At 61.9% G+C, this 15,063-nt stretch carries 6 protein-coding genes; all 6 read right to left on the bottom strand.

Annotated elements, in window-relative coordinates; genetic code table 11:
• Positions 1-2,495 (bottom strand): retention module-containing protein (locus DOM45_RS13120; RefSeq protein ID WP_157958426.1); only part of this gene is annotated, 2,495 nt, incomplete at its 3' end.
• A gap of 757 nt (positions 2,496-3,252) precedes the next feature.
• Positions 3,253-4,371 carry a family 8 glycosyl hydrolase gene (locus tag DOM45_RS13115; protein WP_157958425.1) on the bottom strand — a complete coding sequence of 373 codons (1,119 nt, stop codon included), beginning with the start codon at positions 4,369-4,371 and terminating at the stop codon, positions 3,253-3,255.
• Positions 4,304-4,789: a cellulose biosynthesis protein BcsD gene (gene bcsD / locus DOM45_RS13110; RefSeq protein ID WP_157958424.1), complete on the bottom strand. Its 486-nt coding sequence runs from the start codon at positions 4,787-4,789 to the stop codon at positions 4,304-4,306. Before bcsD ends, DOM45_RS13115 begins: the two co-directional genes overlap by 68 nt.
• On the bottom strand, positions 4,786-9,003 hold the full coding sequence (locus DOM45_RS13105) for a cellulose biosynthesis protein BcsC (protein ID WP_110601210.1): 4,218 nt from the start codon (positions 9,001-9,003) through the stop codon (positions 4,786-4,788). Before DOM45_RS13105 ends, bcsD begins: the two co-directional genes overlap by 4 nt.
• On the bottom strand, positions 8,993-13,480 hold the full coding sequence (gene bcsA, locus DOM45_RS13100; RefSeq protein WP_110601209.1) for a UDP-forming cellulose synthase catalytic subunit: 4,488 nt from the start codon (positions 13,478-13,480) through the stop codon (positions 8,993-8,995). The genes DOM45_RS13105 and bcsA overlap by 11 nt, the downstream gene beginning before the upstream one ends.
• On the bottom strand, positions 13,481-14,263 hold the full coding sequence (gene bcsQ, locus DOM45_RS13095; protein ID WP_110601208.1) for a cellulose biosynthesis protein BcsQ: 783 nt from the start codon (positions 14,261-14,263) through the stop codon (positions 13,481-13,483).
• Positions 14,264-15,063: the final 800 nt, after the last annotated feature.

The raw sequence follows: 15,063 nt of genomic DNA, 5'->3' as shown, positions 1-15,063 counted from the left end.
CCGGTATCGGCGCGGGCCACTGGGGCGTCGTTGGTGCCGATGATGTTGATAGTGATGGTCTGACTCGCAGAGCCATCAGCCGATTTCACCGTAAAGGTTTCGGTCCTAACCTGGCCTTCACCAAGGTATTGAACCTTGCTGTTATCGACATTGAAGGTCCAACGGCCATCAGCTGTGATGGAAAGCGAGCCCAGCGAGGAAGTCACGCCGTCAGTCGCACCACTGGCGCCCGTGAAGATCGCGCTATCCGGGTTGAAACTCGACTGCCCGGTATCGACGTCAGTCACCGAGAGCAAGCCTGTCGTCGCGAGTTTTCCACCGCTAACGTCACTATCTTCCACGACGCTGCCAACAGCGGGACCGCTGATGATAGCCACATCGTTCGTACCGACGATCGTCACCGTCAATGTGGCCACTGAAACATTACCGTGGCCATCACTGACGGTGTAACTGATCTGGGACGTGGTTTTTTCGCCCGCTGCGAGAGAGTCGTAGGTATTTCCCGGCAGGAATCGATAACTGCCGTCGGATTGCACGATGAACGTTCCGCCGTTGGAACCGGCGACAGATCTCCCAACGCCCTCCGCGTTGCCATCGATGGCAACGACATGCAGCGTCGACCTGTCACTACCCAGGTCAGAATCGTTGGCTAGAACACCGTGTGCCGCATCGATGTTCAGCGCCTGCTCCTGCTGGGTCGAGCCAGTATCGGCAATCGCCGTTGGCGGCGTGGTGTCGACACCATAAGCGTGGGTGGTCGTGGCGGTGCCGGTATTACCGGCCCCGTCGGTGTGGCTGACCGTGGCATTGACCCGATCGGTGCCGGCGTTGGCCAGCACCGCCCCCGGGACAGAGAGGCTGAAGATGCCGTTGGCACCCACCGTCGTGGTATAGATCTGGCCGCCTATCTCGATCGTCACCGTGTCGCCGCTAACCGCATCGCCGCCGGCCCTGCCGCTCAGAGTGACATTCTGCCGCGCCTCGGCGGCATTGATCACGTCGTCGCTGGCAACGGCGTTCAGACTGATCGTGACCACTGGCGCGGTGGTATCGACGGCATAGCTGCCGGCAGTATTGGCGGTGCCGGTGTTGCCGGCAGCATCGGTGTGGCTGACCACGGCCTGGATCGAACCGTTCTGGGCCAGTTGACTGCCGGGCAAGGTGATGCTGAACGTGCCGTCGGCCTTGACGCTACCGCTGTAGGTCTGGTTGCCCACGGTCAGCGTCACGCGGTCGCCGACGGCGTAATCGCCGCTGACCTTGCCGGTCACCGGAATCGGTTGGCCGGCTTCGGCGGCATTGACGACATTGTCGCCAGCGATGGTGTCCAAGATGATACCGAGCGTCGGTGGCACGGTGTCGACGCCATAGGCGTGCGTCGTGGTGGCAATGCCAGTGTTGCCGGCCGCGTCGGTGTGGCTGATCACCGCCGTCACCGTCGCGCCTGCCGCAGCCGCCAGGAGCCCGCCCGGCACGACGACGCTGAAGGTCAAATCGTCGGCGACAGCCACCTGGTACTGCTGGCCACCGATCGCGATCGTGACGGTATCGCCCGCAACGGCATCGCCGCCAACGCGTCCCGTCAAGGTGATGGACTCCCCGGACTCGGCAGCGTTGATCACGTCATCGCCGGCGATGGTGTCCAACTGCACGGTCGGTGCAGGCGCATCGAGGTCGACACTGTAGGGCCGGGTCGAGGTCGCGGTGACCACGCTATCGTCACCGACATGCGTCAACGTCGCTGTCGCCGAGGGGAATTGAGCCAACACGCTGCCCGGAACGACGACCGCAAAGCTGAGATCCTCGTTCAGCACCGTGCTATAGGCAATGCCACCGATGGTGATCGTCACCTGGTCGCCAGCAACGGCATCGCCACCGCCTTTGCCGCTGAGCGTGATGTTCTGCTCCGACTCCGCGCGATTGACGATGTCATCGATGGCGATGGCATCGAGGCTGACACTGACGACCGGGGGCAACGTGCCGCCGCCGCCCGCCGCGCCATCGCCCGTCGTCGTGTTGGCCTCGGGGTTGAAGCTGGCAGGCGTCACCGTTACCCGTTCGGGATCAGCCTGCGTTGCCGCATAACGATAGGTGCTGGACGCTTCACGTCCGGTCCGGGCGATATCGAAAGGCGCGGAGTAACCGCCGCCGCCTGCAATCGTTCCGCCGCCTTCTCCGGCACCGGCCGCCGGGGCTTCCTGAATGGCCGTAGGGTCTTGCCCTGAAGCGATGGCCGCTTGAAGTGCCGCTACCTCCGGATCCGCCGCGGCAGGGTCCGCCACAGCTACCGTGGCGATGCCTTCGATGACCTGTAGAGTCAACGGCTGCCCTGCGCTCAATGGCAGCACGGTACCGTCGGCAAGGATGAGTCGGCCGCCATCCGGGGAGAAGAGGATGGCGCCTTCCGGAACCGCCATCCCCTGCACCAGGGGCTTTTGGGGGTCCATCAAAAAGACATTGCCATCGACTCGAACGATAACGACGAGAGCAGCCATCGACTTTCACCTCAGCAGACAGAAGACACGGGGAATCGGGCACCCCCATCATTCGCGAAAAGTAACCGTTTGGTATCCAGAAGCAACAAGATTTTATTAATTATCCTGCAGAGCTTTGATTAATCGTAGCGCAGTTTTTACAAACCTTAGCAAATCCAGCGTGTTATAAAATGTTAGCGCAACGGGACTCGACCAAAGAGACGATTAGCCCCCTTAAATCGATCGCGTTACAGGTTTGGCCGGGGCCATGCCCCGGGCGAGACCTTCTGGTGCGACGCCCTCTCCGCCAACCTGGCCCAATGCCTTGCTTCCCGTATTCAGACGATGTCCGGAAGAAGCCATGACACTTTTCTAGGACTCGGGCCAATCGACGCATCAATCGACAGCGCGGCGCGGCTGAGGGGGAAAGAACGGCAGAGGCGCCGATCATCAGAAGTATTGGTTCGGGTGTCGAATTGAGGGGTATCAACTCGATGTCGGAGGGGACTCTCAAGCCAGTCCTAGTCGGTGGATGCCAGGTCCAGCGGCGACGAGCCATATTCAACGCGAACGTCGGCCACTTTCGAATAGGGGTCGCTGAACCTTTGCCGCCGCACTCACTTGACCCCTAACTCCGGCTTCTATCGGGGGCGCCGCCGAGTTGGGTAACGCTCAGCAACCGCCACGGTCGATGCTCGGCACGCTCGACGGTGAGTATCCGCGGCCACTGAGACAAGTCGCGCCGGATCCACCGCCGATTCGGCCGCGCGACTCGCCATCACGGGTAACTCCCGCTCAGACTGAGCTGGTTGGCCGCGACCCGTGCCAACATCAGTAACGTTGCCGAGTAGTAGTTTTCTCCCGCAGCAGACTGTTGCGGGATCTCCCACGGTTTTCCCGCCAACAGCGAATTGATGGCCATTCCGCCTTCGGATAGCGGGTACCCTGCGACCTCGCCGGTAGTCACATCGATCCAGGCCGGGGGCAGCGGTGTATCCCAGAATCGCGCGATCTCCTCGAGCGTGTCGACATCTCGACGATTGCCCCAAGTGAAGTAGAGTGGCACCCGCACGTTCTCGAAGCCGAAGCGTGGCGGCCACTTCTCGGCAGGCGCCAATCTGGCAGAGTCGCTCAATCTCAACCAGTCGGCAGGCAGGTCATGGTCGCCGAATCGGGCCAGCGTCAACAGTCGGGCGCCACTGTCGATCAGCGACTGCCAGGGACCGGCGGGCTCCCTGGCCGCGAAATCCCGCAATGCCGGCAAGACCCAGTAGGACAGGTTGATGTTCACGTACCCGGGGTGACGAAACCCTTGCATGGCGGGCAGCAGGATGCGATATCCCGCTACCTCCACGATCAGGTCATCCTGGACCGCATCCAGTATCTGGTCGGCGCGAGCCCGATATCTCGGGTCGTCCCAGCGATCAGCGGCCAGTTGCAGTGCCCAGGCGATGAACAGATCCCCGTCACTGGCATTGTTGATATCCGCGACGGGAGGCGTGGACGCCGGGTCATAGCGCCACGAATAGAGGGCGACATCCTCTCTCGCCAAGTGAGCTTCGGTCCATTGCCACAACCGGTCGAAGGTTTCGCGATCCTGAAACTGAACCGCCAGGTACATCCCCCAGCCCTGCCCTTCGGTATGACTGACATTGCCGTTGGCGGTATCGATGATCCGACCCTCCGGCAACAGAAAATGCGACTTGTAGCTCTCCCAGCCCGCGTCACCGCGGGAGAAGAAGGGTTGAGCCCATGCCGTGGCCGACATCGCCAGCATCACCATGATCCACAGTCCCTGGCGCAGTCGCCCGCTCAGGAACTGCCAACGCTCAGGAACCGCCATAGCGAAATGCCAGGTATCGCCCCGGCTCTCCATGCCGGTACGCAATAGGGGCATCGCCGCCTTCTCCATCGAGCCAATGTTTGTAGAGCCCTTCGAGCAATGCGCTGATGGTCCTTGTCCAGGCTTCGCCAGCCACCGGATCTTCGACCGTATCGACCGCCACGGGGTAGGCGACATGCTCGATAGCCAGATGATCATCGCTTGCGTTCAACGTGCACCATCCCCAATCCATACTGTCCAATCGCGCGTTGATCTGAGCTTCGAGATCGCCCAGGGTCGCCGGCGCGTCCAGCGGGTACTCGCTTGCGAGATGACGGCCGACGTGGCGCATGAATCTCGCACTCTCTTCCTTGCCTGCCGATGACTGCATCTCGCTGGCCAATACCTTAAGAAAGGTTCGCCATTGGCGGCTGCAGTGCCGCCGGGTGAAGTAGTCCAGACTAAGACGATCGTGTTCATCGATGGCTTTCAAGGTCCCGCCCCCAAGCGATAATCAAGATACAACTGCCCCGTACTTTCCGAGTAATCACCAAAGGTGTCATAGCCGACCGCGCCCCCGACGCTCAAGTTCGGCGCCACCTCATAGGCAACGCCCCCTTTCAGCGTGATGCCGAAGCCGCTCTTGCTCTCGCCCTGATAGCGCGACTGGCTGACCAGCCCTGCCCCAGCCAGCGTGTCCAGCAGATCCTGCGCATCACCATCTTCGGGGAAGTAGTCAGCATCGTCCTCGCTGTAGCTCTGAAAACCCGGTGCAATGCTGGCGTGGTAGGTCCACTTGTCCTGGCGCTGTCGGTAACTGATCGGCAGCGAGAGGCTCACGTAATCCTGCGGACTGAAGTAGCCTCCGTGACCATAGGTAAAGTAGCGCAGGTTCTTGTCGTACCCCATGTAGCCGAGGTTGACCCCGATCTGAAGCTGGCGATCCGGCTCGTTGATCGGGCGAACATAGGCACCCGTGGTGACCTCCACGGAGTGGTTGTCGGCAACATGCTCGCCGTCGTACGCGTAGGCGCCTGCAGATGCATAGGCTCCGCTGTCACCATCATCGTAGGCGATACCGATTGCGCCGCCGGTGCGCGTCACGCCGCCCCAGGTTTCGCCTGTCAGTGGATCCTTGACCCCAGCATAGGATAGGACGCTGTCCGTCACCGCCCGTCGCTCAATCTTCAGTTCCAGCGTGGTGTTGTCCGTCAACTTGGGGCGCCAGGCGACGCCACCGACGATATTGGACTTCTCGAAGCCCTGAGGCGTGGCGCCGATATCGATGTCCGCGCTATCCCAGCGATATGCCAGTCTAAGACCGACCCCTGCATCATGGATGGAGTCGGGACTGCGTGCCGCGCTGGGCACCGAACTCAAACGGCGCGCGATACCCTGCTGCACGTTGGCAATGCTCTCTTCCAGTGTCTGGCGAATATCATCGAACCCATCGGCGTCGACATTCTGGAAATCCGCGTCGAACAGCACGTCGATATCGCGGCGCAATTGCGCCTGATCGGCTGTCGACAGATCATCCGTCACCACGAAATCCGTAACCGCCGTCCGGAATTGTGCCAACTGCTCGGTCGAGAGCGAGGCCGTTTCGATTCCGGACTCGAAGAACGGATTACGCGACAAGGCGTCATCGAAGTTCTCCGCCGCCCGCGCCAGCTGCCGCTCGATCAGCGGGTCATCCGGATTTTCCTGCGCCTGAATCTGCAGCGCCGCGTAACTGTCCGCCGACTGCTGAATGCTGTCGAGCACGGTACCGACACCATCCAGACTGTCGCTTAGGTTTTCGGCAGCATCCACGAACACGTTGGAGCCGTAGCGGCCGCGAGCGTTGCTGCCCGGTGTCCCGGCAGAGATATATTCGGGCGAGAGCGACACTTCCAGGCGACCGCGCTTGAATGGCGCCGCCGAAAAAGTGACGCTGCTGCCTAGCGAAGTGAGCTCGCTGAGCCCCTCCTCCCCGTCTCGGGAACGCAATGTCGCTTCCGGCTTCAGGTATGTCGCCGTCTCGTCATGCAGTTCCGCCAACAGGCGGTCGATCTCCACCAGCACGGGATCATCGGCAATCGAATCGACACCCGCCGACGCTTGCGACGAATCCGGCGCGCCCGGCAGCCAGGCCCCTCGGGAAGCCATCGCGCCGGCATTCGCGACGGTCACCCGGGCGGCATCCCGCGTCCGGCGGAAAGGATTGCCTGGCAGCAGCAATTGACTGCTGGCGACTCGTGTTCCAGGCAGCAGCCACTGATCGCCGTCCTGCTGGAGTCGTTGCGCCCGCGCCTGCTCGAGCAGTTGAACGGCCTGCCGATGGTCTCCCTTCATGCGCGCGGTGCGCGCCGCCAACACCACCAGCTCGGGCGATCGAATGGGAGCATGGTCCACCAGCAGTTGCTCGGCACGGTCGCCCTCGCCCTGCTCAAGCGCCGCGTTCACCGCGCCAGCGAGCACGTCATCGTTGTCCGGATTCCGCTCCAGCAGGTGGTCATAGACAGTCCCCGCGGCTTCGGGCATGTCGCCACTGGAGTAGAGTCGCCCCAGAGCCAACAACAGCGAGGTGTCGTCCGGCGCGGCTTGCAACTGGGGCAGCAACACGTCGTAGGCGGCCGCATACTGCTGCTGCTGACGCAGTCTGTCGGCCTCGACGACCGCGAGGCCTCGCGCGGTCGACTGGACTGCCAGACGATCCTCGCTGCTCGAAGCCGCCTCATCCAGCCGTCGCAGCAGATCGTTCGCCTCGCGGATACGTCCGGACTTGGCGAGCACGAGAGCGTAGTTCAGATAATCGGTTGGGGACTCGTCGATGTCGGCATCGGCCAGGCGACTCCGAACGAGTTGCAGGGCCATTCCCTGCTCGCCGTTGTCTGCCATCAACAGCGCCAGGCCACCCAGATCCGCAGGCGTCTGCGGCGGCTGTCGATACCAGTCGAGCAGCGCCTGTCGCGCGGCGGGATCGTGACTGTCCAGGCGTTGGCGTAGAGACGCCAGCCGCCGGTTGAACGTCACCCGCTGCGCCAGGGCGACGGTGTCCGCATCTCGCCCCTCCGTCGGCAGGCGATCGAGAAATTCCGCCGCCTCGTCCCAATGCTGCTGCTCGCTGGCCAACAGCGCCGCCGCCTTGAGTGCATCCGGCGAAGCAGCCGTTCCCAGTAGCGGGGACATCACGAAGCTGGCCTGATACGGCTTGCCCTGAGATTGATAGAGACGCGCGAGATCCAATCGTATCCAGGGATCTTCCGGAGCCAGATTGACCGCCTGAATCAACTGCTGCTGTGCCTGCGTCGAGTTACCTGCCAACAGAGACTGGTTCGCCTGCTGTCGCAACGCCATCGCCTGATCATGACGCGGATCGCCAAGGCCGTCGCGAACTCGGGCCGGCAACTTCTCGGCAACCTGAGCCGCCTCGTCCCAGCGTTTCTGGTCCCGAAGCACGTTGACAAGACCACTGGCCGCCGCAACGTCGGAGGGACTGCGCTCCATCAACCGACGATACCCCTGCTCCGCAGCCTCCAGCTGTCCGTCGCGGCGTAGCAGTTCTGCCTCGAGCAGTTGTGCGGAGCGGCCATCCTGGCCGGATGTTCGACCCAGCGGAGCCACCTTGCTCAGCGCCTGGTCGAGATGCCCCTGGTCCGCCAGACGCCGAACCTCGGCCAATTCCGCATAGAAGCTGGCGCTACGAAACGCCCCCTGCCAGCGAGAAGCGCTCTGCGGCGAGAGCGAGATGGCTCTGCCAAGCTCGTCCCGCGCCTCGGCGAAACGCTGCCGGCGTAGCTGAACCAGCCCCAGCCCGGCCAACGCCTCGGCATCGTTTGGCGTCTCGTCCAGAACACGCTGGAACTGACGCTGCGCTTCATCGAGGTTCTGCTTGTCCAGAGCCGTGTAACCGGCTTGTCGCGCCGCGCCTAGCGTGTCGGTCTCGGGTACCGCGGTTTTGGCAAGATAGTACTCCCGCACCGCCTGGTCGTCGGGATAACGTTGCAGATAGCGTTCGTACACGCCCTGATCGTCAGCACTGGCATCGAGCCAAAGCAGCGCTTGACGCCAGGCAGCCTTCACATCCGTACTCTGGGACATCGCCGCCAGCCGCGCGATGCCATCCTCGCGAGTCTCTGCTCGATAGGTGAGAACCCGGGCCAGCGCCAGAGACACGGCGTGATCGCCCGGATCCCGCTGATTCAGACGTTCCAGGCCGGCACGCGCTTGCTCCCAGCCCTCGGGCGTACCTGCCAGCGTTTCGTAATATTCCGGGGCCAGATCCCACGGTGGGTCCGTGGGTGAGATCAGGCTTTGATACGCCCGCACCGCCTGCTCGGTATTGCCGGCGCGCGCCAACGCCCGGGCTCTAGCCAGTTCGGCGTTGTCGATGTCACTGCGCGCCTGCGCCTGGCGCAATCGTTCTACCCGGGGGTCGTCCGGCGCGGCTTGAGACAGTTGAGAGAGCCACCGTGTCACCGCTTCCGTGTCCTGATTGGCGACGGCCATCATTCCCAGACGATAGAGCGCTTCGGGGTTGCCAGGATCCGCTGTCAGTACCCGATTCAAGGATTCTTCGGCCAGATCATTGCGTTGATGTGACTGCCAGAAATCGGCCTGCTCGAATAACGGCTGAAGCGTCGCATCCGATGACTGCGCCAGAACCGAAGCACTCCCCCCGAGCGCGCACAATAAAATGGCCTTCCGCCACAGATCACGCTTCATGACGGTCCTCCTTCGAGGGCTGGCGATTGGCCGCACGCTGTTTCAGCGCCGGATAGAGGAGCATCGTGCACATCAGCAGACAACCGATCAGCAACCACATCAGCCACCAAGGGCGCTGACTGAAGAGCCATACCCAGTAAAGCGGCAATGGCATGCTACCGACCTGATATTTGGGCGAGAGGGAAAAGCTACTGACGGTACGGTCGCTGTCGATCAGAACGACGTCGCCACGAATGGCGGCACTGACTGCCAGGTCCGAGAAGGCCGACATCATTTTTGGCATGGTGCCGGAGTCCGCCGCCGTCAGTAGAATGGCACTGCGCCCGCCGCCGGAAGGCGCCTCGACGCCGATCAAGGCGTTGACGCTACGGCGACTGATCAGCGCCCGCTGCAACGCATCGCCGTCATTGCGCCAGTCGCCCTGAGCCCAGCGCATCATGCGCTGGCTCCATGGCAGATCCTCGGCTACCAGCTTGTTATCGATGATGCGAACCGAGCCCTCCGCAAGCAGCGCTGCCGAGACCGGAGAATCCGTGGTCGCGATGACCAGCAGGTCGCGATCGCTGTATTGCTGTAACCCGGTCACGCCCAATCCGACACGCGCCCCATAGGCCGCCACCCCGCTCGACTCGCCCAGGCGAGCGGCGGCTCCCATCATCGCCGTCAGCTCGTTGGCATCGGGTTGCGCGGAGAGAATGAATGCCGTTGTCGAGAGATCTGCATATCGCGTGAACGGGAACCCCGCCCCGACAAAGTAAGAGAGATTGGGAAGCGAGTCGAAATGACGGGTCCGGCTTAGATCGAGTGTCGACGTTCCGTCGACTTCGCTCTGCACATTGCCGCCGACCGGCGCGCAGCCGGCACTATCCTGGGTCTGGATATTGAAGTAGAGACTGAGCGTATTCTCGCCATAGATCAGGTAGGGCGGAATATCGATCACCCCGCTGTCACGGCGAGTGTCGCCACCGAGCCAGCCCCAGGCGCGCTCGAGGAAACCAGTGTGGTTGACACCGAGGGAACCGAGATAGGTCCCGTTGAGGTTGACGTCCAGCCGTGAGCGAGTTTCATCCAGCCAATCGCTTCCGGGAAAGGTATAACGCAGACGCAGGGGAATCGTGTCTCCCGGCCACAGGAAGAGATCCGGTGACGCTCTGAAGTTGATATCGATGGCCGAGTGGGCGATGTCCGGACTGACCAATGTGTCGGGCGTCACCAGCGCATCCAGCCTGACCGGCGCTTGCGTCGAGATCCAGTTGGGGACCTGGTAGGCCTCCGGAGAGGAACGCGTCACCGGCTTTGCCGCCACCTCAGCTCCCGAAAGCGTCGGCTGATTGGCCACGAAATAGCGCGCGGCGGAAAGCACGCCCGGTGCATCGTCACCATGAATCAGCATCAGCGTGCGGGTCGGATCGCGCGGATTGTCGATCAGCCGCACGCCATCGCCCGCCGACTGTGCGGCGGTAATGCCGGGAATCGGCTCGTCTCGGTTGGTGAAGACGATGGCGTCTTCCGCCGGCAGTTCGCCCAAATGCGTATCGAAGTCGATGCCTCGGGATCCGACGCGAGTCCCGATGTAGGAGGCCATCAGTGCTGCCGCCTGCAATGTCGTCTCGCTCGGGTGCTCGGGAACGACGATGGAGACGTGAGGCGGGGATATCGCCACGTCATCGAAGAACGGCAGTGGATAATTGGCCAGATCATGCCCCAGAGCGAATCGCTGCCGCGATAGTTGAATCAGCGACTCGGCGGCAATGACCAGCCCGCCGCTGACACCCTCCTCGAACAGGCACTCTTCGCTCTGCTGACGGGTAATCGCAAAGTCCAGTTGGTTGTGAGTCACCAGCAGTGCGGGGGCGACGGGCAGTGTCAGCGAAAAGCGCTCTCCGGCCTCCTTGTCGAGAACGACGCTTCTCAGAAGCTGGCCATTGAGGGATACGTTGAGAAACGCACGCGAGGCCATCTCCGTTTCGGGCATGCGAATGTCGAGCACCAGTGAAGCTTGCGTGGCGATGTCATCAGGGCGTAGCGAAAAAGCCACGCCGGAGTGGGTCTGGCTGCCACCCAGCACCATGTCACGCTCGCCATTCAGCTCCCCTAGAGTCACGCTCTCCCAGACAGGACCAGAGGCTTCGGAAGAGGCGTTGCCGCTGCCCCCAGCGAGAAACGAGAGTCCGCCATCCGCCTGACGTTGTGGCGCGGGCAACCCCGTGACGGCCGAGGGGCGCGGGCCGGCGGTAAGAGTGACGTCCGACGACACCGACTCCTGGCTGAGCGCACTGCGTGCCGTAATCAGCAGAAGCGCCGCCAGGAAGGTAAGCAGGAGCAGGCGTCCGGCGGGCCAAGCCGATTGGACGATGGTTTTCCGAGAACCGTCATGCCGGCGTTGCCAGGAGGTGAAGAATAGCCCGAAGACGGCCTTGACGACCCACCATAGCGACCGCAGAGGATGATCGACCTGCTCGCCAGTAGGCAACCAAGCATCCGCACGGCCCATCACGGCCCGCACCAGCATGCGCCGCTGGCCGATATCCAGGCGCCCGAAACGCAGCCGCACCTCGCTGGTGTCAGGGCGCTCCTCCAGCGCCTCCCGGCGGATTTCGGATACCGGGAAGGCGATGTAGCGCTGATCCTGATGTAACTCGATCCACTCGATCTCGCCCACGAAATTGCCCGCCGTGGACGGCACCTCAATGCGCGCTCCCCCCATCGACAGGTTGTTGACCAATCCCGATATGGCGTGCCCGCTGGCCATGTATACCGTCGCCGGTAACGAGACATCCACCCGCACATCATGCCGGACCTGCCGGGTTTCCCTGGCGACGGCAATGGCCGCCATCAGCATCAGCAGACTGAAGGAGGCCCAGAACAGATTGAGAAACATGACGCCACGTTCGATGCCGAAGTGGGTATCCCATATCAACCTGACCACGCCCCAGACGATGGCCACGAACAGCAAGACGGCCACTATCAAGTGAGGACGCACGATACGAAAATCGAAGAAACCCTCCGGCAGGAGTCCCCCCTTGTCCGTCACGTTGAACTTGCCTCGCCGCGGGTTGATCAGTGTCGAGAGCGTCACCTTCACCAAATGGAAGGACAACACCGTTTCGTAGATTTCCGCCCAAAAGCTGAAACGATAGCGCCCCTGCAGTAGCGAATTGAGTGCCAGGGTATGGGCCAGGTGGGGCAAGGCGTAGACGAAGATCATCGATGCCGAGGCCGCGATGATGTTCTGCCCTATCAGCAGATACGCCAACGGCGCCGTCAGGAAGACGATTCGCGGCAGACCGAACTGAAAGTGCAGAATGGCGTTTAGATAACAGAGCCGCTGCATGAAGGATAACCCTCTGCCCAGCATCGGGTTGTCCCTGCGCAGGATCTGCGTCATACCACGCGCCCAACGCATGCGCTGGCCGACATGCAGGGAAAGCCGCTCGGTGGCCAGGCCTGCGGCCAGAGGGATCCCCAGATAGGCGGTCTTCCAGCCTCGGCGCTGAAGCTTGAGCGCCGTGTGTGCATCTTCGGTCACCGTTTCCACGGCGAATCCATCGATTTCCTCCAGCGCCGATCGGCGAATGACTGCACAGGAACCGCAGAAAAAGGTCGCGTTCCAGTAATCGTTCCCTTTCTGGATGAGCCCATAGAAAAGTTCATCCTCACTGGGCATCTGATGGCCCACACTGAGATTTCGCTCGAACGGATCGGGGGAGTAGAAATGGTGCGGAGTCTGAATCAGCGCCAGCTTGTCATCCACCAGGAAACTGCCCGTTGTCATCTGTAGAAAACCGCGCGTGGCCACATGATCGCAGTCAAAGATGCAGATGAGCTCGCCCCCGGTCTTGCTCAGAGCGTGATTGAGGTTGCCCGCCTTGGCGTGCTGATTGTCATCGCGGGTGATATAGCCGACGCCCGCCGACGCCGCAAAGGCGGCGAAATCGGGGCGACGGCCATCGTCAAGCAGATAGATGCTCAACTTGTCGCGCGGGTAATCGATGTTCTGCGCCGCCAGGACCGTATCCTGCACGATCTGCAGACTCTCGTTATAGCTGGGTATATATACGTCAACGCTCGGCCACCGTTCCATGTCGTCCGGAAGCGGTTCGACTTTCCTTTCCAGCGGCCAGAGATTCTGCAGGTATCCCATGATCAGGATGAGCCATGCGTAGGTCTCCGCGGCGAAAAGCCCATACCCCAGAATCGCCTCGAGGGTGCTCTGAAAGACCAGTGTCTCGGTGGCACGCCAATACAGATAACGGGTTGAGATGACGGCGGATAACAGGATCAGAAAGACCGCGATGGGCTTGGACTTCGCCCGCAACCGTAACAGGATGAGCATCGCCGCTACGGTAATCAGGCCAAACAGCCCCTGGTGCGCCACCGACATGGGCGTCAATACGGTCAAGGCAATCACAGGCAACGTGATCAGGACGACGATCACCAGCCACAGACGCGACACGGCGTTCTTGAATACGGCCACCTAGAATGGCCTCCCACCGTCACCGGCAAAATTCAGCGGGAAGCGCTCGGCCAGACGTCGAGCCAGTTCCCCGATATCCCTTGCCGCAGCACTGGCAGGCGCCAGATCAAATACGGAGCGCTGTTCGGCCAACGCCTCCATGAGGGCTTCATCCCGGTGCACGACACCCCACTGGTACGGGCCGAAGCGCTCGAGCATCAGACCGACCACTTCGCGATTGAGCCGCGAACGCGTGTCCATCTGATTGATGACGTAACCCAACCGCCCATCATTCTGGGTCGCTCCGGTTTCACCGTGAAACGCATTCATTCGTGGGAGTAGCGCCAGAGAGGCGGGATCCGCCAGGAACACGGCCAACGACAGGTTGGCGATATCACGCATGACCTCTGTCACCGGGCTCTGGCCGGCTGGCATATCCACCAGCACGAAGGTATTGCGACTCTGTATCAGTCGCTCGAGATGAGGTTCGACGAAACTGCGCTGGCCGAGCGCTTGCAAGAGTGCTCGCTGCTGGCTGACGCTGCCCAATCCGAACGGCAGCATCTCGACACCATCCGCGACCGGCAGCAGCAAGGCGCGCCAGTCGCCTTCTTCCTCGAATCGGGTCACCAACCCTCGTTCGTCATCCAGACCGAACCGGGAATGCAGGCACAACGCATTCTGCGGATCGAAGTCGATCATGACGACGCGATATCCGAGGCGCCGCAGCGCCTCAGCGAGATTGGCGCAGAGCGTGGTGGTACCGACACCGCCCTTGGGTGACATGATATTGATCAGCGGCATCGTGAGATCCGCTTCAGCAGGCTGGACAGAGGCTCGCCGTGTCCCTCGGAGGGGCCGGACGCCAAGGAGGCACTGGCCGGGACTTCCGCCTCGAAGAGCTTGAAGTTCGGTAATGGTTCAGGCGGATGCGGCCGTTCTCTCTCGAGCGTCGGCAGCGACCCGCGCAGCGCCGGCTCGTTCTGTTCCTGCGGCGCCAGTGCCGGCCGCGAGGGGTACAGTCCGGGAGTCACGGACGAGCACGCCGGCTCCGGCGACACCGCAATGTCAGCTCGTTGGACGGCAGGCTCCCGCTGGCCAGGGGCGACTGTCTCTACTCGGGGCGGCGGTGGCGCCATCGCACTGGAGTCGGCGAGCGGCACACCTCGAACCTGGTTGAGGAGCAACCAACGTCCTTGACCGGACTGGGGAGCGGTCTCCTGGTACCGTACCCGGTCCTCTCCTACCACCCTCAACAAATGCGAAATATCCTGAGACTGCGTCACAGTTGTTCCCCGAGCCAGATGTCCGCGGCGGCTATCGCGGCGACATCCCGAATCGCCGAGCCCCAATAAGCCACCAATTTATTAGATTTATGCCATATATAGATACAAACAGTAACACACTAAAGGCGAATTGCACGCACCATTCTACAGATAGTCTTTTTTCATTAGTTTTTTAATACTCCGCAGGCGCTATCTTTCGTCGCGCACCCCTGATTCCGCATGAGTTTCAGCACCCCTCTCACCGCGAATATTTTCAAGGTAATCAATTCGCTTTGATCGTTAACGCGATGTCACGAAGATTCCTCGCCTTGCCGTCAC

Origin of the sequence: Salinicola lusitanus, assembly GCF_003206045.1 — a bacterium.
GTDB lineage: Bacteria > Pseudomonadota > Gammaproteobacteria > Pseudomonadales > Halomonadaceae > Salinicola > Salinicola lusitanus.
Note: the sequence above shows the minus strand (reverse complement) of the source record. Positions and strands in the feature narration are given on the sequence as shown.

Bases quoted from the DNA above. Each gene is read 5' to 3' on its own strand.
- DOM45_RS13115 (WP_157958425.1), bottom strand. From the start codon at position 4,371: ATGCCCCTATTGCGTACCGGCATGGAGAGCCGGGGCGATACCTGGCAT.
- DOM45_RS13105 (WP_110601210.1), bottom strand. From the start codon at position 9,003: ATGAAGCGTGATCTGTGGCGGAAGGCCATTTTATTGTGCGCGCTCGGG.
- bcsQ (WP_110601208.1), bottom strand. From the start codon at position 14,263: ATGCCGCTGATCAATATCATGTCACCCAAGGGCGGTGTCGGTACCACC.